We start from the raw sequence: 17,786 nt of genomic DNA, 5'->3' as shown, positions 1-17,786 counted from the left end.
TACGTCAGGTGCAATCCCGCATACGGTTCGGCTATTCCCTTCCCGCCCGAACCGTCGAGACCTGGTACAGCGCGACGGATGCCGCGATGCCGGCGTTCAGGGACTCGGTGGCGGCCGAGATCGGGATCGAGACGATCTGGTCGCAGGTCTCGGTCACGAGCCGCGAGAGACCCTTGCCCTCGGAGCCGACGACGATCACGACCGGGCGGTCGGCGAGTTCCAGAGCGGGAAGCGACACGTCGCCGCCGCCGTCGAGACCCAGCACGAACACGCCCTGCTTCTTGAACTCCTTGAGCATCGAGGTGAGGTTGGCGGCGAGCGCGACCGGGATTCGGGCCGCTGCACCAGCACTGGTCTTCCATGCCGCCGAGTTCACGCTCGCCGAACGGCGCTGGGGCAGGATGATGCCGTGCCCGCCGAAGGCGGCGGTGGAGCGGATGATCGCCCCGAGATTGCGCGGGTCGGTGATTCCGTCCAGCGCGACGAACAGCGGCGTCTGTCCCCTGTCGATGACCTGCTCGAGCAGGTCCTGCGGGTGCGCGTACTCGTAAGGCGGCACCTTGAGGGCGACGCCCTGGTGCACACCGTCGAATCCGGCCATGCGGTCGAGCTCCTGGCGGGTGACCTCGAGCACGGGGATCTCGCGATGCCGGGTGATCGCCAGCATCTCCTTCACGCGGTCGTCCATCTCCACGCGCTGGGCGATGTAGAACGCGGTCGCCGGGATCTTGGTGCGCAGTGCCTCGAGCACAGAGTTGCGTCCGGTGACGGTCTCGGTGTCATCCGTCGACTTCGCGCGGCCCTGACGGTTCGGGTTCGACGCCTGCTGCGGGCGCTGCCCCGGCTTGCCCTTGCCTCCGGCAGCCGCATAGCGCTCCTGTGCCGCCTTGCGCTTGCCCGCGACGTGCCAGCTGCGGTCTTCGGCCTTCGGCGTGGGCCCGCGGCCCTCCAGAGCCTTGCGGCTGTGACCGCCGGTGCCCTTGCTGGCGCCCTTCTTCTTGCTGTTGCCCGCTCCGGGGCGGTGCGGCTTAGCCATCGATACTCCAATGTGTTCCGTCCGGAGAGTCCTCCAGAGTGATACCCGCCGCGGCGATCGCATCGCGGATGCGGTCGGCGGCGGCCCAGTCCTTCGCTGCGCGCGCCTGTGCGCGCTGCTCGATCATCGTCTTGACGAGCGTGTCCAGAGCGGATGCGGACGCGCCGTCGCCCCGGGTGACCCCGGGCAGCCCGTCGAACCCGAGCACGCCGATCATCGCACGCACCTGGTGCAACGCGCGCTCGGCTGCTGCATCGTCGCCGTCGTCGAGCGCCTGGTTGCCGCTGCGCACCCGGTCATGCAGCACGGCGAGCGCCTGCGGCACACCGAGGTCGTCGTCCATGGCCTGTGCGAATCCGTCGGGCAGCAGCGGGATGTACTCCCACTCCTCGCCGCCGGGCAGCGCGGCACCGGTCTTCGATGGCGTGCCCAGCTGGGCACGCCGCGCTTCGTTCCGCTCGGACGCCCGCTCCGCGCGCTCCAGGAACGACCGGATGCGCCCCAGTGCGGCCTCCGCCTCGCTCCACGACGACTCGGAGAGGTCGAGGCTGGACCGGTAGTGCGCGGCGGCCAGCGCGTAACGCACCACGAGCGGGTCGTGTGCGGCGAGCACATCCGAAGCCAGAGTGAAATTGCCCAGCGACTTCGACATCTTCTGCCCGTCGACGGTCACCAGCCCGTTGTGGACCCAGTAGCGAGCGAAGCCGTCGCCGGCCGCGCTGGACTGCGCCAGCTCGTTCTCATGATGCGGGAAGCGCAGGTCGAGGCCGCCTCCGTGGATGTCGAACTCGGCGCCGAGGTAGCGTTTCGCCATGGCGGAGCATTCGATGTGCCAGCCAGGGCGCCCCGCGCCCCAGGGCGAGGCCCACACGGCATCCGCAGGCTCGTCGGCCTTCGCACCCTTCCAGAGGGCGAAGTCCTGGGGGTTGCGCTTGCCGCGCGGATCGGCATCGGCGGCCGCCTCCATGGCGTCGACCGACTGCCTCGTCAGGTCGCCGTAGTCGGGCCAGGAGCGCACGTCGAAGTACACGTCACCTGAGCCGTCGGGCGCGGGGTACGCGTGCCCGCGTTCGATGAGCCCTGCGATGAGCTCCTGCATCTGCGGAACCGAGGCGGTGGCCCGCGGCTCGTAGGTCGGCGGGAGGATGCCGACGGCGGCATACGCCCGCGAGAACTCCTGCTCCATGCGATAGGCCAGCGCCCACCACGACTCGGCGTGAGAGGCGTTCGCGAGCACCTTGTCGTCGATGTCGGTGACGTTGCGCACGAAGGTGACCCGGCCGTATCGCAGTTCCAGCCAGCGGCGCAGGATGTCGAAGCTCAGCGCGGCACGAACGTGTCCGATATGCGGCCCGGACTGGACGGTCGGTCCGCACACGTACATCGTCACGTTCGAGGGATCGAGCGGAGCGAAGTCGCGCAGCGCCTGTGCGCGGGTGTCATGGAGCCGAATCGTCACTGCACAAGCCTACCCGCGCAGTGCCTGAGACGTTCAGATGTCGCGGTGGTAGAAGACCGATTCCGGGTCCTCACCGTAGTCGCCGAAGGGCGGGCACGGCACGAAGCCCTCTGCTTCGTAGAGACCGCGGGCGGCGGCGAACTTCGGCCCCGACCCCGTCTCCAGCCAGAGCGTGCGGATCCGCTCAGCTCGTGCGCCGGCGATCAGGTGGTTCAGCAGCACACGACCGAGACCTCTGCCCCGCGCGGCGATCGAGGTGCGCATCGCCTTCACCTCGGCATCCAGGGGCCCGATCCTGACGTAGGCCCCCATGCCTGCGAGGGCCCCTTCTCGCCACGCGGTGAACAGACGCACCTGCGGCATCCTGAGCGCCGCGACGCCGAGCGCGTGCACGCTCGCGGGCGGTGTCTGCGCGTACATGTCATCGAGGTGCTCATCGACGAACGCCCTCACCATCGGATCGCTCAGGTCGTCGGCGCGGATCTCCCACATGGCCCCACTCTCGCATGCGGAGGTTTCGCCGGTGTTACGCCGACGGAGGCGTCCGCCCGGCGTCGAACACCAGTGCCACCGCGGTGACCGCGATGCCCTCGCCGCGGCCGGCGAATCCCAGTCCGTCCGTGGTCGTCGCAGCCACCGAGACGGGCGCACCGCCCAGGGCGGCGGACAGCGCGGCCTCCGCTTCCTGACGCCGAGCACTGAAGCGGGGCCGGTTCCCCTGGAACTGCACCGAGACGTTCCCGATGGCGAACCCTGCTGCCGCGAGCATCTGCGCGGTGCGAGCCAGGAACACGTCCGCATGCGCGCCGGCGTACTCGGGGTGCGCGGTGCCGAAGTGCTCGCCGATGTCACCCAGTCCCGCCGCGCCGAGGAGCGCATCGACGATCGCATGCGCGACGGCGTCGCCGTCGGAGTGCCCGGACAAGGGCTGCTCGCCCGGCCACTCCAGCCCCGCCAGCCAGAGGTTGCCTTCGCCTCCGTAGGCGTGCGCATCCGTGCCGATGCCGATGCGGGGAAGCGCCGCGGCGGACGGCGCCGAAGGCGATCCCGCGGACTGTCGGGATGCGGTCGCGTGTGCGTCACCGAGAAGCAGCCGTGCCCGTTCCAGGTCGTCGGGGGTGGTGATCTTGAACGCCCGCTCGGAGCCGGGGATCCGGCGCACCCGTCCGCCCGCCGAGGCGAACAGGGCGGCGTCATCGGTGTGCTCCTCGCCGGTCTCGCCGGCGCGCGCGTACGCGGCCTCGAGGCTGCGACGCGGAAAACCCTGCGGTGTCTGCGCCGCAGCGAGAAGGGAACGATCCACCGCTGAGACCACAGTGTCGCCTTCCACCTGCTTCAGCGTGTCCACGACGGCGAGCGCGGGGATGGCCCCGGCCTCTGCGGTGACGGCATCGGCGACGGCGTCGATCTGAGCCGGGGGCGTCAGCGCACGCGCCGCATCGTGCACGAGCACGGTGTCGACATCGCCCCACAACGCGGCGAGCCCCGCGGCGACTGAGCTCTGGCGAGTCTCTCCGCCGGTGACGATGGTGCCGAGCGCACTCCGCTCCCCCGCGGCTTCGAGCAGTTCACTCTCCACCACGCCTTCGAAGCCTGCAGGAGCGACGACGACGACCTGCATCGTCCGGGCCGCGAACACGCCGTCGAGCGCATGGCGCAGCACGGAACGGCTGTCGATGCCCACGAGCGCTTTGGGTGCTCCCGCGTTCAGCCGGCTGCCGGAGCCCGCGGCGACGACGATGATCGCGGTGGTGGGGACGGGAAGCTGAGTCACGCTCTCACGCTACCGTCCGGTCCGCGGCCGCAGACGACGGAAGGCGGATGCCGCAGCATCCGCCTTCCGTGTGAACCCGGTCCGACGGATCAGGAGGCGAGCACCTCGTCGAGCAGCTCGCCGGCCTTGTCCTCATCGATCTTCTCGGCGAGGGCCAGCTCCGATACGAGGATCTGGCGCGCCTTGGCCAGCATCCTCTTCTCGCCCGCGGAGAGCCCGCGGTCCTGGTCGCGGCGCCACAGGTCGCGCACGACTTCGCTCACCTTGATGACGTCACCCGACGCGAGCTTCTCGAGGTTCGCCTTGTAGCGGCGCGACCAGTTGGTCGGCTCCTCAGTGAACGGCGCACGGAGCACCTCGAAGACGTGGTCGAGGCCTTCCTGGCCGATCACATCGCGAACGCCGACCAGATCGACGTTCTCGGCCGGAACCTCGATGATCAGGTCGCCCTGGGTGACGTTGAGCTTCAGATACTTCTTGGTCTCCCCCTTGATCACGCGTTCCTTGACCTCGATGATCGTCGCGGCCCCATGGTGCGGATAGACGACGGTTTCGCCAACCTCAAAAAGCATAAAAACGTGTCCTTTCGGCAATCTCCAGGATACCACAGCCGATATGCACTAAGGTTCGCGCCGACAGCGGTCGCAGCCTGCGCCCGAGCACCCACTAGACTGAACCCGGACACCCGTCGCACCTCAGGAGGACCCGTGAACTCGCGCCTTGCTGCGTCCGCCAGCCGCCGTCTCGTCGCCGTCGCCGCGCTCGGCGTCGCGGTCGCCCTCGGCACCACCGGCTGCACCTTCATCACCCACCAGGCGACGACGAACGAGTATCCCGCCTCCGACGGCGTGAACATCGACTCGACGGGCGGCCCCGTCGTCGTTCGCAACGCCTTCGTCATCGCCAGCTCGGACGGCAGCACCGGCAACCTGGTCGGTGCCCTCGTCAACGAGGGCACCGAATCGGCCACGCTGACCATCGATGTCGAGGGTCAGCAACTGCGCGTGCGCGTGCCCGCCGGCGAGAGCGTCAGCCTGGGCGGCGATGAGGAGCCGCTGCAGATCGATGCGCTCGACGTGCAGCCCGGCGCGACGGTCGAGATGCTGTTCACCTCCGCTGACGGAGAAGCCGAGCCGGCTCAGGTTCCGGTGCTCGACGGCGCGCTGCCCTACTACCGAGACCTGGTTCCGGGCGGGTTCACCCCTGTTCCCCAGCCCTCCGAGGAAGAGACCACCGAGTCCTCGCACTGACGAACTCACGCTGACTGCGAAGAGGCCGGCCCGACGGGCCGGCCTCTTCGCATGTTCAGCCCTCGAAGCGGTATCCGAGGCCGCGCACGGTGACCAGCATCACAGGCTCGGACGGGTTCTGCTCGATGCGGGAGCGGATGCGCTTGATGTGCACGTCGAGCGTCTTCGTGTCCCCGAAGTAGTCGCTGCCCCACACCCTGTCGATGAGCTGACCTCGAGTGAGCACCCGGCCCGCGTTGCGCATCAGCACCTCGAGCAGCTCGAACTCCTTCAGTGGCATGCTGATCTCGCCGCCGTCCACCGCGACGGTGTGCCGATCGATGTCGAGCGTGACCCGACCGCCCTCGAGCACGCGCTCGTCGAGCTCGCTCTCGGCCTGGACGACGCGCCGGAGGACGGCCCGCATCCGCGCCAGCAGTTCGCGCGAGGAGTACGGCTTGGTGATGTAGTCGTCCGCACCCAGCTCGAGTCCCACGACGATGTCGACCTCGGAGTCCTTCGCCGTGAGCATGATGATCGGCACCGCCGACGACTGCCGGATCTGCCTGCACACCTCGGTGCCTGGCATCCCGGGCAGCATGAGGTCGAGCAGCACGATGTCGGCGCCGCGCTCGCGGAACGCGCTCAACGCACCGGGGCCGTCTTCGGCGATCTCGACCTCGTACCCTTCACGGCGCAGCAGGTACGCCAGCGGGTCTGCGAGGTCGGGCTCGTCTTCGACGAGAAGAATGCGGGTCATGCCGTCTCTCCGTTCAGGGTGCGCGCCTGGCCCTTGGCGGACTTCCTCGCGCGCTTCTTCTTGTTCTTCTTCTTGCCGCCGACGTCCGGCGCATCGATGCGCGGCAGCCGGATGGTGAACGTGGACCCACGACCAGGCCTCGACCACAGCCGCACCTCGCCGCCGTGCCGCTGGGTGGCGTGCTTGACGATCGACAGCCCGAGCCCTGTGCCTCCGGTACGACGCGAGCGCGCCTCGTCGGCGCGGTAGAAGCGCTCGAAGATGCGCTCGCGATCCGCTTCGGAGATGCCGATGCCCTGATCGGCGACCGCGATCTCGACCACATCGCCGTCCGCCTTGACCCCGATGCCGACCTTCGACCCCTTCGGCGAGTACACGATGGCGTTGGCGATCAGGTTGCCGACAGCCTCCGCGAGGATCTGCGAGTCGCCCTGCACCCAGATCCCGCGGTCGCCGCCGCGACTGAGCTCGACCCCCGCCGAGTCGGCCTGCACGGTATGGGCCTCGATGGAGGAGGCGATGACCTCGTCGATCGCGACCGGCACGACGTCGGCGAGCGTCTCGGCGGCCTGCAGTCGGGACAGGCTCATGATCCGCCCGGTCAGCTGGCCAAGGCGCGACGCCTCGGCCGAGATGCGCGACGCGAACCTGCGCACCTGATCCGGGTCGTCAGCGGCCGACTCGATCGCCTCGGCGAGCAGACTGACAGCGCCGACGGGGGTCTTCAGCTCATGGCTCGTATTCGCCACGAAATCGTTGCGCATCTGGTCGAGGCGCTCGCGCTCGGTCACGTCGCGGATGACGAGCAGCGTCATCCGCGAGCCCACCGCGCTGGCTCGCGCGGAGACCAGTCGAGGGTCGAGGGTGCGTCCGCCTGTCAGCCGCAGCGTCTCGGTGGCGCTCGCGCCGGTGGAGCGGGCGTGCCGCACGAGCTGACGCAGCTCAGTGTTCTCGAGTGCGGATCCAGTCTCGATGCCGAATCTGGCTGCGGCTTTCGACGTCGCCACGACCAGCCCTGAGGAGTCCATCACGCACGCGGCGTCGTCCATGCCTGTCAGCACGTCGATGACGCCGGAGGGGACAGCGGTCGACGCCTCGTCTGCGTACTTCGCTCTGGCCCGGTAGGCCCAAGACAGCAGCAGGGTGAACCCGACGCCGATCACCGCACCGACGATGAGCGCGATCAGCGCGAGCTGGGGCGATGCCATGCCTCCAGATTAGGGCCCGTTCATACGGCTCTCCGCGCCCTGGCCCGCCGTCGCGGGCCAGGGCGGACTAGTATTCACGTTCCGGGCACCGTTCGTTAACCTTCGACGAACACAATCGGCTCTGGCTCGCGCCAGCGCGTGCCCGACCGGCTCGCACTGCGTCGAGCCCCCGACGAAAGGTTGCGCGATGCGCGAAGTGTTCCACCAGTCCCTCGAGGATCTTCAGGCGCGCCTCGCCGAGATCTCCGACCTCGTCACCGTCGCGATCGAGAAGGCGACGACCGCGTTCGCGGAGAGCGACGTGGCGCTGGCGGAAGAGGTCATCGCCGACGACGCGAAGATCGATGAGCTCGCGGTCGCGCTCGACGAGCAGGCGATCGAGATCCTCGCCCGGCAGCAGCCGGTGGCAAGGGACCTGCGCATCGTGATCACCGCACTGCGCGTGAGCGCCTCGCTGGAGCGCATGGGCGACATGGCCGAGCACATCGCCCAGCTCGCACGGCTGCGCTTCCCGGAGCGGGCAGTGCCCAAGGGCCTCAAGGGCACGTTCCGCCGCATGGGCGAACTGGACGTCGAGATCTCCCGCACGCTCGGAGAGCTGCTGCGCACCCAGGACCTGCGCTTCGCCGATGCGATCCGCAACGCGGACGACGACGTCGACGAGCTGCACGCGCGCGTGTTCGAGAAGGTGCTGAGCGACAACTGGAAGGGTGAGGCCACGGCGACCGTCGACGCCACCCTCGCCAGCCGCTACCACGAGCGCTTCGCAGACCACGCGGTCGCCGTCGCGAAGAAGGTCGTCTACCTCGCCACCGGAGACTGGGCGGTCGAGGAGGCGGACATCCCCATCGCCGTCGAGCAGCAGGAGCTCGGCCACGCCTGAGCAGTCCGCCCCGGCGCGGTCAACGGGTCCTGCCGAAGTCGGACGCCAGCCAGACCGCGATCGACTCCGCCGGGAACTCACGCTCGCGCCCGCCGCCAGGTGACGGCTCCGGGTCGCGGATCCTGTCCAGACGGAAGAGCCGCCACGCGTCGCGGTCCACATCGAAGGCGACCAGGTACCAGATCGATTCCCGCAGTACTGTGCGGTAGGGCTCGACCAGGCGCGCAGAGTCTCGGCCGTGGCCGTCCGTGTACGAGAAGCGCACGCGTGAGCTGTCGGAGACGGCATCGGCCAGCACGCCGATCGTCGTCATGCTGACCGCAGGCCCGCCGGCATCCAGCAGCGCGAACGACATGGCCACCGCACGCGCACGGCGCGCCAGCGTCGGCGGCAGCACCTGGCCGAGCTTCACCGCGGCGGTTCTCGCGGCCTCATCCTCCGGGGCCCAGGCGGAGAGCACTGCGAGCCCGGTGGCGACGGCGGCCGCCTCGTCGCGATCGAGCAGGAGCGGCGGGATCCGCACTCCCGCCCTGAGCCGGTAACTCGCACCAGGACCGGGGCGGGTGTGCACGTCGTAGCCGAGCCGCCGCAGGCGCGCCGCGTCCCTCTGCACGGTGCGCTCACTCACCCCCAGACGGCGGGACAGCACGGCCCCCGACAGCTCACCGCCGCCCTGCAACAGCGTCAGCAGCCGCAGCGTCCGCTCGGTGGGCGTCGTCTGCATACCTTTCACCCTGTCATGAATCGACGACAGGAATCGGCGGGATCCCTTCGTAACCTGGCGGGATCGACGGATGGGAGAACATCATGCGGATCGCTGTCACAACACCGAACGGACATGTCGGACGCCACCTGACCCGTGCACTGATCAGGGCGGGCGTGCGTCCACTGCTGCTGATGCGCGACCCTGAGAAGCTGGATCCGGAACTGCTGAATGTCGTCGACGTCGCGACTGCGGACTCCCGCGACCCTCGGGAGGTGACCGCGGCCACCCGCGGCGTCCACGCGCTGTACTGGGTGGACCCGCCGCCGACGAGCGACGACCCTCTCACCGACTATGCCCGAGCGACGGACGCCGTGGTGGCGGCGATCACGGCCAATCGCATCCCGAAGGTCGTGTTCCAGAGCAGCGTCGGTGCCGAGAAGCGGCACGGCGCCGGCGAGATCGACGGCCTCGCGCACACCGAGACCTCCCTCGACGCACTGCAGGTCGATGTCGCGCATCTGCGCTGCGGCTACTTCTTCACGAACCTCGCTCTGCAGGCGGACGCCGTCCGCGACGGCGTCATCCGCGTGCTCCTTCCCACAGACGCGCGGATGAGCTGGGTGGCCCCGAGGGACATCGCCGAGGTGGCCGCCGGGCTGCTGCTCAACCCGGAGTGGTCGGGCCGGTCGGTACATGCCGTCCATGGCCCCGCGGACCTCAGCTGGCAGGAGGTGGCCGCGGTGCTCACCGAGGAGCTCGGCCGCCCTGTCACCGCGCAGCGCATCACCGACGAGCAGATGCGAGCCGGCTACCTCGAGATGGGGATGTCGCCGGCGTCCGCGGACGCGATGATCGGCATGTCGACCGGGCTGCGCGATGACTTCGTACCCGAGCAGCCCCGGACGGTCGCCACGACGACGCCGACGACGCTGCGGGCCTGGATACGAGACGAACTCACCGGGCTTCAGGCATGAAGGAGGGCGGATGCTGCGCAGCATCCGCCCTCTCCTGCTCGGACTACTTCTTGCCCTGCGCGGCGACAGCGGCGGCGCCTGCCGCGGCGGCCTCCGGGTCGAGGTAGCGGCTCGGACCGGTGGGGACGTTGTTCTCGTCGAGCTCGTAGACCAGCGGGATGCCGGTGGGGATGTTCAGCTCGGCGATGTCGTCGTCGCTGATGTCCTCGAGATGCTTCACGAGACCCCGCAGCGAGTTGCCGTGCGCGGTGACGAGCACAGTCTTCCCCGCTTCGAGGTCCGGCACGATCGCGCCCTCCCAGTAGGGCAGCAGTCGGTCGATGACGAGCTTGAGCGACTCGGTGCGCGGCACCTCGCCGTCGATGTCGGCGTAGCGCGGGTCGTCCACCTGGCTGAACTCGCTGTCGTCGTCGAGCACGGGCGGCGGCACGTCGAACGAGCGGCGCCACAGCTGAAACTGCTCGGGACCGAACTCCTCGAGCGTCTGCGCCTTGTCCTTGCCCTGCAGAGCGCCGTAGTGGCGCTCGTTGAGCCGCCAGGAACGCTTCACAGGGATCCACAGCCGATCGGCGGAGTCGAGCGCGATGTCGGCCGTCTGAATCGCACGGCTCAGCAGCGACGTGTGCAGCACATCGGGCAGGATGCCGGACTCCGCCAGCAGCTCACCACCGCGCCTCGCCTCATTCCTGCCCTGTTCGGTGAGGCGGACGTCCACCCATCCCGTGAAGAGGTTGAGCTGGTTCCACTCGCTCTGGCCGTGCCGAAGAAGAATCAGGGTGCGCGTCATGCCTACAGCCTAGCGACACCCCTTCGCGCCCACCGGTCTGTTGCGGCGTTCACCATCCGCGCGGTTGCGAGCAGAATGGAGTCATGGCGTCTCCGGTGGGGCAGCCCACCAGGGGCACGACGGGAACCAATCGCCTGCGCAGGAACGATCGATGGATCGCGGCGAGCAGCGCCTTGCGGCAGGCCGCCGCCCCCCTCGTCGTCGACCTCGGCTACGGCGCCAGCGGCGTGACCGCCTTCGAGCTCGCCGACCGCCTGCGGCGTGTGCGGCCGGATGCCGAGGTGCTCGGCCTCGAGCTCGATCCAGAGCGCGTGGCGGCGGCACGCGCGCAGCTCGACGAGGTGCGCGCAGGGCGAACGCCGTTCCCCTCCGACCTGCGGGTGTCGTTCGAGCGCGGCGGCTTCGAAGTGCCGCTGCGAGAAGGCAGACGGCCCGCGGTGATACGGGCGATGAACGTGCTGCGCCAGTACGCCGAGGCCGATGTCGCGGACGCCTGGAACCGGATGACTTCACGGCTCGCACCGGGCGGGATCCTCTTCGAGGGCACGTGCGACGAGATCGGCCGGATCTGCTCCTGGGTCGACGTCGCTACCGGCGGCGTCCCCCTGCGCTTCACGATCTCACTGCGGCTGACGGGGCTCGAGCGTCCCGGCATCGTCGCAGAGCGCCTGCCGAAGGCGCTCATCCATCGCAACGTCCCCGGCGAGCCCGTGCACGAACTGCTGATCGCCCTCGACCGCGAGTGGGACCGCGCCGCGGCTCTGTCGGCCTTCGGTCCTGGCCAGCGGTTCGTCGCGGCGGTCGGGGCGCTGCGCGATCAGGGCGTGCCGATCGTCGGTCGCGCCTCCCGCTGGCGGCTCGGTGAGCTCACCGTCCCCTGGCAGACCGTCGCGCCGCTTCCTGACGTCTGAGCCTTCGCAGCGTCAGCGTGGGTCGCGCGGGTCGGGGGCGACCGGGCGGCGGGAGAGCCGGGTGAGGCGCGGCACATCGGCGGTCGCGCCGGCGTCCGCAGGCACGATCACCTGCTGCGCTGCGGCGATGTCGACGCCCTGCGAGCGCACCACGAGGTCGCCATCGGGTGCACGACGAGACAGGATCGCCAGCGCGATCGGGCCGTCCTCGTAGTGCAGCGCGACCGAGGTGATCGTGCCGACCTCCGCGTCGCCTGCGAGCACCGCGTCTCCCGGTGCGGGGAGCACCGTGTCGGAGCCGTCCAGCTGAAGTGCGGCGATACGGCGCGGCGGGTGCCCGAGGTTGTGCACCTTCGCCACCGTCTCCTGCCCGCGATAGCACCCCTTGTCGAGGTGCACGGCACTGCGGATCCAGTCGGTCTCATGCGGGATCGAACGCTCGTCGACCTCGCGCGCCCAGCGCGGCCGCCAGGCTGCGATGCGCAGCGCCTCCGCGGCGAGCGCGCCGGCGAACGGGCCCTCCAGGTCGGCGGGTGAGCCGACGACCGCGACGCTCCAGGTGTACCCGGAAGCCGGATGCCGCGCCACGGCCGCGTACTGGTGACCGCCCGGCGTCACGCCCTGCCACGGGTCCCTCCAGACGAGAGGTACGCCGTTCGGGGCCGAGGCCTGCACCCGCGACTCTGCGGCGCCGCCGGCGAAGAAGCCCACCAGAGCGGCATCCTCGCGCACCGTCACCGCCACCCGCGAGCGGAAGACCATGCGCTGCAGCCAGCTGGCGAGCGGTGCAGCGTCATCCGCGTCGACGATCAGCCACGCGGAGGCACCGTCCTCGAAGACGCCGGCCGCGTGCTCCACACGCCCCTGCGGATCGAGCACGAGAAGCTCGGTGCTCTCCCCTGCGGAAAGCCGTGCGACGGACTGCGAGGTGATCGAGTCCAGCCAGGCGAGCCGGTCCTCTCCCGAGACCTCGATGAGGGTGCGATCGCCGACGGGCACGAGTGCTTCCCCCGCGACGAGACGGCGCTGCTCGACCATGGGGTTGCCGAAGTGCGCGACGATGCCTTCGGCGAGCACCGCGCCGGGCAGGAAGCCGAAGTCGGCCACGTCAGACCTTCGCCAAGCGGGCCGAGGCGTGAGACTTCAACGGCTCCCCCAGCGCGGTGATGTCCCATGCCCACAGCAGGTGCCCGTCGACGAGTCCGTACATCCGGCTGGCGGCGCTGTAGTCCTTCGCGCCCGCCATGCGCACGACCGCATCCGTCGCGATGTCGACGCGTGGACCTGCGATACGACCGAGGTAGAGCTCGAGTGTGCCGTCGGAGTGCGCGATCGATGCCTCGATCGGGAACCCGTCGGGCGTGCGCAGCGCCTCGACGTCGTGAACGGTCCGAGGCGCAGCAGTCGCGGACGGCGGCAGCAGGGCGGGGCCGGGGTCGGCGTCGGTGTGCGGCCGCGTGAGACGCCAGAAGCCGGTCTCCGCCAGCAGGGCGATCGGCGCCTCGTCGCCTTCGAGGCCGAGGAACGATGCCGTAGCCGCGTAGTTCAGGAACGGACCGCCGTCGTGGCTGAAGCTCACCCGGTGCGAGAACTCGCCCTGGAAGCGGCGGTCACCGGCGGTGTATTCGATGACGCCTGTTCCCTCCCACACGCCCAGCAGCCACGAGAGCGGTGCGAGCTCTGCGGGAAGGTCGGTCGGCAGCTCGATCACGACGTCAGTCGGATCAGCGCTGGCCGCGGAACAGGTTGACGAGCACGACGCCGGAGACGAAGGCGATCGCGATGCTCGCAAGGCCGAGCAGGCCGAGGAAGAAGAATTCGAGCGCGACGAGATCCATGCGCCCCAGTCTAGTCGCTCCCCCGCGCCGGGGGCTGCTCAGACCGTGCCGGCGAGCGCGGCGAGACCGAGGGCGATCGAGACGAGCCCCATGAGCAGCAGGGAGCCCATCACACTGGCCGCCACTCGCACGATGAACCCCGCCGCCCGACCGTAGGCGAGCTGGACCGCGAACGAGACGAGGACGATGACGCCGAAGGCGATCAACAGCCACCCGATGCGGATCTCCTCCGGCAGGAGCACTGCCAGCAGGATCGCCGACACCAGCGACACGATCCACACCGCGATGACGCCGTGGAAGGCGTTGCGCGGAGCGAGAGCCGGTTCAGACATGAGGCCATCGTACTTCGACCGCGATGACATCGAGCAGAGGCGAAGGCTCGCCGCCGTTAGCATGGTCGCGTGGTCCTGGTGCTGGCGCTCACCCCGGCTCCCGATGCGGAGCCGGTGCTTCCCGCGCTGGAGCTGCTGCCTCACACCGTGCGACGGCATCCGCTCGATCCGGGCCACCTGCTGTCGCTTCCCGAGGCCGACGTGCTCCTCGTCGATGCCCGCAGCGACCTCGCGGCGGCCAAGAGCGCCTGCCGCCTGCTGCGCACGGCAGGCACCGAGCAGCCGGTGCTGATCGTGACGACGGAGGGCGGCCTGAGCGCCGTCGCCGCCGACTGGGGCTTCGCCGACGTGGTGCTGACCGGGGCCGGGCCCGCGGAGGTCGACACCAGGATCCGACTTGCGCTGACACGCGCCGCCGAGAGCGAGCCCGCTCACGTGCAGGCCTCCGGGATCACGATCGACGAGCAGTCGTACTCGGCGAAGCTGCACGGGCGCCCGCTCGATCTCACCTACAAGGAGTTCCAGCTGCTGCACTTCCTCGCCACCCACCCGTCGCGGGTGTTCACGCGGGAGCAGCTGCTGAGCGACGTTTGGGGATACGACTATTTCGGCGGCACCCGCACGGTCGATGTGCACGTGAGACGACTGCGAGCCAAGCTCGGCGAGGCGGAGCAGATCATCGGCACGGTGCGCAATGTGGGCTACCGATTCAACCTCTATGACGACGAGCACCCGCGCGAGGAATGACTTCACGCATTCGTCACCCCTCGATGCAAGGATGTACCCCATGATCCAACGCGAACTTGTCGACGCCGGACTGGGTGACGCCGAAGACGACGACTTCGATGCCCTCGCGGCACCGGACTCGATGCTGCCCGATCACCGGTATCACGACCGCGAGCTCAGCTGGCTGACGTTCAACCAGCGCGTGCTGGAGCTGGCCGAGGACGCCGCCTTGCCCGAGCTCGAGCGGGCGAACTTCCTGGCGATCTTCGCCAGCAACCTCGACGAGTTCTTCATGGTGCGCGTCGCCGGCCTCAAGCGCCGCATCCTCACCGGTCTCGCCATGCCGACCAATGTGGGGCGCGCGCCGACCGAGGTGCTCTCGGACATCTCGCGCGAGGCGCATGCCCTGCAGCTGCGCCACGCGGACGCCTGGACCAGCCAGGTGAGGCCGGCGCTCGCGGATGCCGGAATCGAGATCACCGACTGGTCCGACCTGACGGATGCCGAGCGGGGCAGGCTCACCGAGTACTTCGGCGCACAGGTGTTCCCCGTGCTCATGCCGCTGGCCGTCGACCCGGCGCATCCCTTCCCGTACATCTCCGGACTGTCACTCAACCTCGCGATCCGCATCCGCAATGCACGGACCGGACGGCAGGAGTTCGCACGTCTCAAGGTGCCGCCGATGCTCCCCCGCTTCGTGGAGGTGCCCGGCGACAGCGAGATCCTGCGGTTCATCCGTCTCGAGGAGCTCATCGCAAACCACCTCGACGACCTCTTCCCCGGCATGGAGGTGCTCGACCACCACGCCTTCCGCCTCACCCGCAACGAGGATGTGGAGATCGAGGAGGACGAGTCGGAGAACCTGATCCAGGCGCTCGAGGCAGAGCTGCTGCGTCGCCGCTTCGGGCCTCCGATCCGCCTGGAGATCACCGACGACATGGACGACGTCACCCTCGAGCTGCTGCTGAAGGAGCTCGACATCACCGACCAGGAGGTGTACCGCCTCCCCGGTCCGCTCGATCTGCGGGGCCTGTTCGATCTGTCGCGCATCGATCGTCCCGATCTGCGCTATCCGCCGCATCTGCCCACCACGGCCGTGGCGTTCCAGCCCGGCGACAGCAACGAGCGCCCCGATGTGTTCAAGGCCATCGGCAAGGGCGATGTCCTCGTGCACCACCCCTACGAGTCGTTCGCCACGAGCGTGCAGGCGTTCCTCGAGCAGGCGGCCCGCGACCCGCACGTGCTCGCCATCAAGCAGACGCTGTACCGCACGTCGGGTGACAGCCCCGTCGTGCAGGCGCTGATCGACGCGGCCGAGGCGGGCAAGCAGGTGCTCGCGCTGGTGGAGGTGAAGGCCCGGTTCGACGAGGCGAACAACATCGTCTGGGCGCGCAAGCTCGAGAAGGCCGGCGTGCACGTGGTGTACGGCCTGGTCGGCTTGAAGACGCACTGCAAGCTTGCGCTGGTGATCCGCGACGAGGACGGCGTGCTGCGTCATTACTCGCACGTCGGCACCGGCAACTACAACCCGAAGACCAGTCGCATCTACGAGGACTTCGGACTGTTCACGGCCGACCCGCTCGTGGGCCGCGACCTGACGCGCCTTTTCAACGAGCTCAGCGGTTATGCGATCGAGAAGAAGTTCAAGCGCCTGCTGGTCGCTCCCCTGCACCTTCGCAAGGGTCTGCTGCGGCACATCGACCGCGAACGCAAGAACGCAGAGGCGGGGCGGCCGGCGCACATCCGCATCAAGGTCAACTCGATGGTGGACGAGCAGATCATCGACGCGCTCTACCGGGCCAGCATGGCCGGCGTGAAGGTCGACGTGTGGGTACGGGGCATCTGCAGTCTGCGCGTGGATCTGCCCGGTGTCAGCGACAACATCACCGTGCGCAGCATCCTGGGGCGCTACCTCGAGCACTCCCGCATCTTCGCGTTCGAGGCCGACGGCGAGCCGATCGTCTACATCGGCAGCGCCGACATGATGCACCGCAACCTCGACCGCCGTGTCGAGGCGCTCGTGCGCGTCTCCGAACCTGCGCACGTCCAGGAACTGCTGTCCTTCTTCGACGAGGCGATGGACGACCGGACGAAGTCCTGGCATCTCGGTGACGGAGGTGTGTGGACCCGGCACTCCGAGGATGAGAACGGCGAGCCGCTGACCGACCTTCAGGATCGCACCATGTCGGCAGTGCAGCGCCGCCGTCGCAAGCGAACGGTCCGATGAGCGACACCGCGGTCTACGCGGCAGGGGCCGTCGTGTGGCGGCTGATCGACGACAAACTGCGTGTGCTTCTCATCCACCGCACCAAGTACCGCGACGTCACGCTGCCCAAGGGCAAGGTGGATCCGGGCGAGATGCTCGCCCAGACCGCCGTCCGCGAGGTGCGCGAGGAGACCGGCATCAGGGTGGTGCTCGGTACGCCCGTCGGTGTGAGCCGCTACTGGATGCGACCGAAACGGCAGAAGGTCGTGCACTACTGGGCGGCCGAGGCCACCGACGAGGCGATCCGCGCGTCCACGTTCGTGCCGAACAGCGAGATCGCGGCGATCGAATGGGTCAGCGTGAAGAAGGCGCGCAAGCGCCTGAGCTACCCGGTGGACGTCGAGATCGTCGAGGCTTTCGAGCGGCTGGTGGACGACGGCGTGCTGCACACCTTCCCCCTGATCGTCCTGCGCCACGCGAAGGCGATCGGGCGCGTCGACTGGGACGGCGAGGACGCCGCCCGCCCGCTCACCGACCGCGGAATCCGGCAGGCGAAGGCGATCGCGAGCCCACTGCGGGCTTTCGGGGTGCGCAGGATCGTCACCAGCGACGCCATGCGCTGCGTGCAGACCGTCGCCCCGCTGGAGAAGAAGATCGGCCGCACAGCACGCCAGACGCGCAAGATCAGTCAGGAGGCGTGGGAGAACGACACGGCCGACATCCGCTCGGTGATCGGCCGGAGGATACGGTCCCGCAAGCCCGCCGTGCTCTGCAGCCACGGGCCGGTGCTGCCCGCCATCGTCTCGGAGATCGCGCTGGCGACAGGCACCGTACCCGGTTCGTACATCGACAGTGCCAGCACCCTGGAGGTCGGCGGATTCTCGGTGGTGCACCTTTCCGCGACCAATCCGGGTTCCGGCATCATCTCGATCGAGACGCACGAGCCCAAGGTCTAGC

Annotated in this window: 19 protein-coding genes; 7 read left to right on the top strand and 12 right to left on the bottom strand. The window is 69.2% G+C overall.

Features of this window, described 5'->3' with window-relative positions; all coding sequences use genetic code 11:
* Nucleotides 1-31 precede the first annotated feature (31 nt).
* The 5 genes from rlmB to RIN43_RS13970 form a co-directional block, all read right to left on the bottom strand.
* The gene (rlmB, locus tag RIN43_RS13990; protein ID WP_309129539.1) at nt 32-1,036 is read right to left on the bottom strand and encodes a 23S rRNA (guanosine(2251)-2'-O)-methyltransferase RlmB; all 1,005 of its coding nucleotides are present in this window, start codon (nt 1,034-1,036) and stop codon (nt 32-34) included.
* Nucleotides 1,029-2,495, bottom strand: coding sequence for a cysteine--tRNA ligase (gene cysS, locus RIN43_RS13985; protein ID WP_309129538.1), 1,467 nt, complete (start codon nt 2,493-2,495; stop codon nt 1,029-1,031). The genes rlmB and cysS overlap by 8 nt, the downstream gene beginning before the upstream one ends.
* A 33-nt stretch (nt 2,496-2,528) precedes the next feature.
* Nucleotides 2,529-2,987 (bottom strand): GNAT family N-acetyltransferase, encoded by a 459-nt coding sequence (locus RIN43_RS13980; RefSeq protein ID WP_309129537.1) that lies wholly within the window; start codon nt 2,985-2,987, stop codon nt 2,529-2,531.
* Between the two features lie 34 nt (nt 2,988-3,021).
* Nucleotides 3,022-4,269 carry a 2-C-methyl-D-erythritol 4-phosphate cytidylyltransferase gene (gene ispD, locus RIN43_RS13975; protein ID WP_309129536.1) on the bottom strand — a complete coding sequence of 416 codons (1,248 nt, stop codon included), beginning with the start codon at nt 4,267-4,269 and terminating at the stop codon, nt 3,022-3,024.
* Between the two features lie 89 nt (nt 4,270-4,358).
* Nucleotides 4,359-4,841, bottom strand: a complete 483-nt coding sequence (locus tag RIN43_RS13970) for a CarD family transcriptional regulator (RefSeq protein ID WP_309129535.1) — start codon at nt 4,839-4,841, stop codon at nt 4,359-4,361.
* 135 nt (nt 4,842-4,976) lie between these two features.
* Here RIN43_RS13970 and RIN43_RS13965 point away from each other — a divergent pair, with 135 nt between their 5' ends.
* Complete coding sequence (locus RIN43_RS13965; RefSeq protein WP_309129534.1) at nt 4,977-5,519, top strand: DNA modification methylase; 543 nt, start codon at nt 4,977-4,979, stop codon at nt 5,517-5,519.
* Between the two features lie 55 nt (nt 5,520-5,574).
* Here the strand turns inward: RIN43_RS13965 and RIN43_RS13960 are convergent, their stop codons facing one another.
* Complete coding sequence (locus RIN43_RS13960; RefSeq protein WP_309129533.1) at nt 5,575-6,258, bottom strand: response regulator transcription factor; 684 nt, start codon at nt 6,256-6,258, stop codon at nt 5,575-5,577.
* On the bottom strand, nt 6,255-7,466 hold the full coding sequence (locus tag RIN43_RS13955; protein WP_309129532.1) for an ATP-binding protein: 1,212 nt from the start codon (nt 7,464-7,466) through the stop codon (nt 6,255-6,257). Before RIN43_RS13955 ends, RIN43_RS13960 begins: the two co-directional genes overlap by 4 nt.
* Nucleotides 7,467-7,653: 187 nt before the next feature.
* On the opposite strand from RIN43_RS13955, the gene phoU reads away from it, so the two are divergent.
* Nucleotides 7,654-8,349, top strand: a complete 696-nt coding sequence (gene phoU, locus RIN43_RS13950; RefSeq protein WP_309129531.1) for a phosphate signaling complex protein PhoU — start codon at nt 7,654-7,656, stop codon at nt 8,347-8,349.
* Nucleotides 8,350-8,368: 19 nt separating this feature from the next.
* On the opposite strand, the gene RIN43_RS13945 is transcribed toward phoU, so the two are convergent.
* Nucleotides 8,369-9,073, bottom strand: coding sequence for a WYL domain-containing protein (locus tag RIN43_RS13945; RefSeq protein WP_309129530.1), 705 nt, complete (start codon nt 9,071-9,073; stop codon nt 8,369-8,371).
* An 83-nt stretch (nt 9,074-9,156) separates the two neighbouring features.
* On the opposite strand from RIN43_RS13945, the gene RIN43_RS13940 reads away from it, so the two are divergent.
* A complete protein-coding gene (locus RIN43_RS13940) occupies nt 9,157-10,029 on the top strand; it encodes an NAD(P)H-binding protein (RefSeq protein ID WP_309129529.1) in 873 nt (290 codons plus the stop codon).
* A gap of 43 nt (nt 10,030-10,072) precedes the next feature.
* On the opposite strand, the gene RIN43_RS13935 is transcribed toward RIN43_RS13940, so the two are convergent.
* Complete coding sequence (locus RIN43_RS13935; protein ID WP_309129528.1) at nt 10,073-10,816, bottom strand: phosphoglyceromutase; 744 nt, start codon at nt 10,814-10,816, stop codon at nt 10,073-10,075.
* Between the two features lie 83 nt (nt 10,817-10,899).
* Here RIN43_RS13935 and RIN43_RS13930 point away from each other — a divergent pair, with 83 nt between their 5' ends.
* Complete coding sequence (locus RIN43_RS13930) at nt 10,900-11,727, top strand: class I SAM-dependent methyltransferase (protein WP_309129527.1); 828 nt, start codon at nt 10,900-10,902, stop codon at nt 11,725-11,727.
* Between the two features lie 12 nt (nt 11,728-11,739).
* Here the strand turns inward: RIN43_RS13930 and RIN43_RS13925 are convergent, their stop codons facing one another.
* The 3 genes from RIN43_RS13925 to RIN43_RS13915 all read right to left on the bottom strand — a co-directional run bounded on the left by RIN43_RS13925 (nt 11,740) and on the right by RIN43_RS13915 (nt 13,897).
* Nucleotides 11,740-12,834 (bottom strand): folate-binding protein, encoded by a 1,095-nt coding sequence (locus tag RIN43_RS13925; protein WP_309129526.1) that lies wholly within the window; start codon nt 12,832-12,834, stop codon nt 11,740-11,742.
* A 1-nt stretch (nt 12,835) separates the two neighbouring features.
* Nucleotides 12,836-13,438: an FABP family protein gene (locus RIN43_RS13920; RefSeq protein WP_309129525.1), complete on the bottom strand. Its 603-nt coding sequence runs from the start codon at nt 13,436-13,438 to the stop codon at nt 12,836-12,838.
* Nucleotides 13,439-13,603: 165 nt separating this feature from the next.
* Nucleotides 13,604-13,897, bottom strand: a complete 294-nt coding sequence (locus RIN43_RS13915) for a hypothetical protein (protein WP_309129524.1) — start codon at nt 13,895-13,897, stop codon at nt 13,604-13,606.
* A gap of 69 nt (nt 13,898-13,966) precedes the next feature.
* Between RIN43_RS13915 and RIN43_RS13910 the strand changes: the two genes are divergently transcribed.
* The 3 genes from RIN43_RS13910 to RIN43_RS13900 are packed head-to-tail and all read left to right on the top strand — an operon-like array spanning nt 13,967 to nt 17,785.
* Nucleotides 13,967-14,644, top strand: coding sequence for a response regulator transcription factor (locus RIN43_RS13910; protein WP_309129523.1), 678 nt, complete (start codon nt 13,967-13,969; stop codon nt 14,642-14,644).
* 40 nt (nt 14,645-14,684) lie between these two features.
* Nucleotides 14,685-16,850, top strand: a complete 2,166-nt coding sequence (locus tag RIN43_RS13905; RefSeq protein ID WP_309129522.1) for an RNA degradosome polyphosphate kinase — start codon at nt 14,685-14,687, stop codon at nt 16,848-16,850.
* Nucleotides 16,847-17,785 carry an NUDIX domain-containing protein gene (locus tag RIN43_RS13900; RefSeq protein WP_309129521.1) on the top strand — a complete coding sequence of 313 codons (939 nt, stop codon included), beginning with the start codon at nt 16,847-16,849 and terminating at the stop codon, nt 17,783-17,785. The genes RIN43_RS13905 and RIN43_RS13900 overlap by 4 nt, the downstream gene beginning before the upstream one ends.
* The last annotated feature ends 1 nt before the right edge of the window (nt 17,786 follow it).

Source organism: Microbacterium sp., assembly GCF_031178445.1.
Classification (GTDB): domain Bacteria; phylum Actinomycetota; class Actinomycetes; order Actinomycetales; family Microbacteriaceae; genus Microbacterium.
The sequence above is the reverse complement of the archived record's forward strand: the minus strand, read 5'-3'. Positions and strand labels throughout refer to the sequence as shown.

What these genes read in the sequence shown, in the direction of transcription:
- RIN43_RS13970 (WP_309129535.1), bottom strand. Translation starts at nt 4,841, where the DNA reads ATGCTTTTTGAGGTTGGCGAAACCGTCGTCTATCCGCACCATGGGGCC.
- RIN43_RS13940 (WP_309129529.1), top strand. Translation starts at nt 9,157, where the DNA reads ATGCGGATCGCTGTCACAACACCGAACGGACATGTCGGACGCCACCTG.
- RIN43_RS13900 (WP_309129521.1), top strand. Translation starts at nt 16,847, where the DNA reads ATGAGCGACACCGCGGTCTACGCGGCAGGGGCCGTCGTGTGGCGGCTG.
- RIN43_RS13905 (WP_309129522.1), top strand. Translation starts at nt 14,685, where the DNA reads ATGATCCAACGCGAACTTGTCGACGCCGGACTGGGTGACGCCGAAGAC.
- RIN43_RS13960 (WP_309129533.1), bottom strand. Translation starts at nt 6,258, where the DNA reads ATGACCCGCATTCTTCTCGTCGAAGACGAGCCCGACCTCGCAGACCCG.
- RIN43_RS13915 (WP_309129524.1), bottom strand. Translation starts at nt 13,897, where the DNA reads ATGTCTGAACCGGCTCTCGCTCCGCGCAACGCCTTCCACGGCGTCATC.
- phoU (WP_309129531.1), top strand. Translation starts at nt 7,654, where the DNA reads ATGCGCGAAGTGTTCCACCAGTCCCTCGAGGATCTTCAGGCGCGCCTC.
- RIN43_RS13930 (WP_309129527.1), top strand. Translation starts at nt 10,900, where the DNA reads ATGGCGTCTCCGGTGGGGCAGCCCACCAGGGGCACGACGGGAACCAAT.
- RIN43_RS13945 (WP_309129530.1), bottom strand. Translation starts at nt 9,073, where the DNA reads ATGCAGACGACGCCCACCGAGCGGACGCTGCGGCTGCTGACGCTGTTG.
- rlmB (WP_309129539.1), bottom strand. Translation starts at nt 1,036, where the DNA reads ATGGCTAAGCCGCACCGCCCCGGAGCGGGCAACAGCAAGAAGAAGGGC.
- RIN43_RS13955 (WP_309129532.1), bottom strand. Translation starts at nt 7,466, where the DNA reads ATGGCATCGCCCCAGCTCGCGCTGATCGCGCTCATCGTCGGTGCGGTG.
- RIN43_RS13935 (WP_309129528.1), bottom strand. Translation starts at nt 10,816, where the DNA reads ATGACGCGCACCCTGATTCTTCTTCGGCACGGCCAGAGCGAGTGGAAC.
- RIN43_RS13980 (WP_309129537.1), bottom strand. Translation starts at nt 2,987, where the DNA reads ATGTGGGAGATCCGCGCCGACGACCTGAGCGATCCGATGGTGAGGGCG.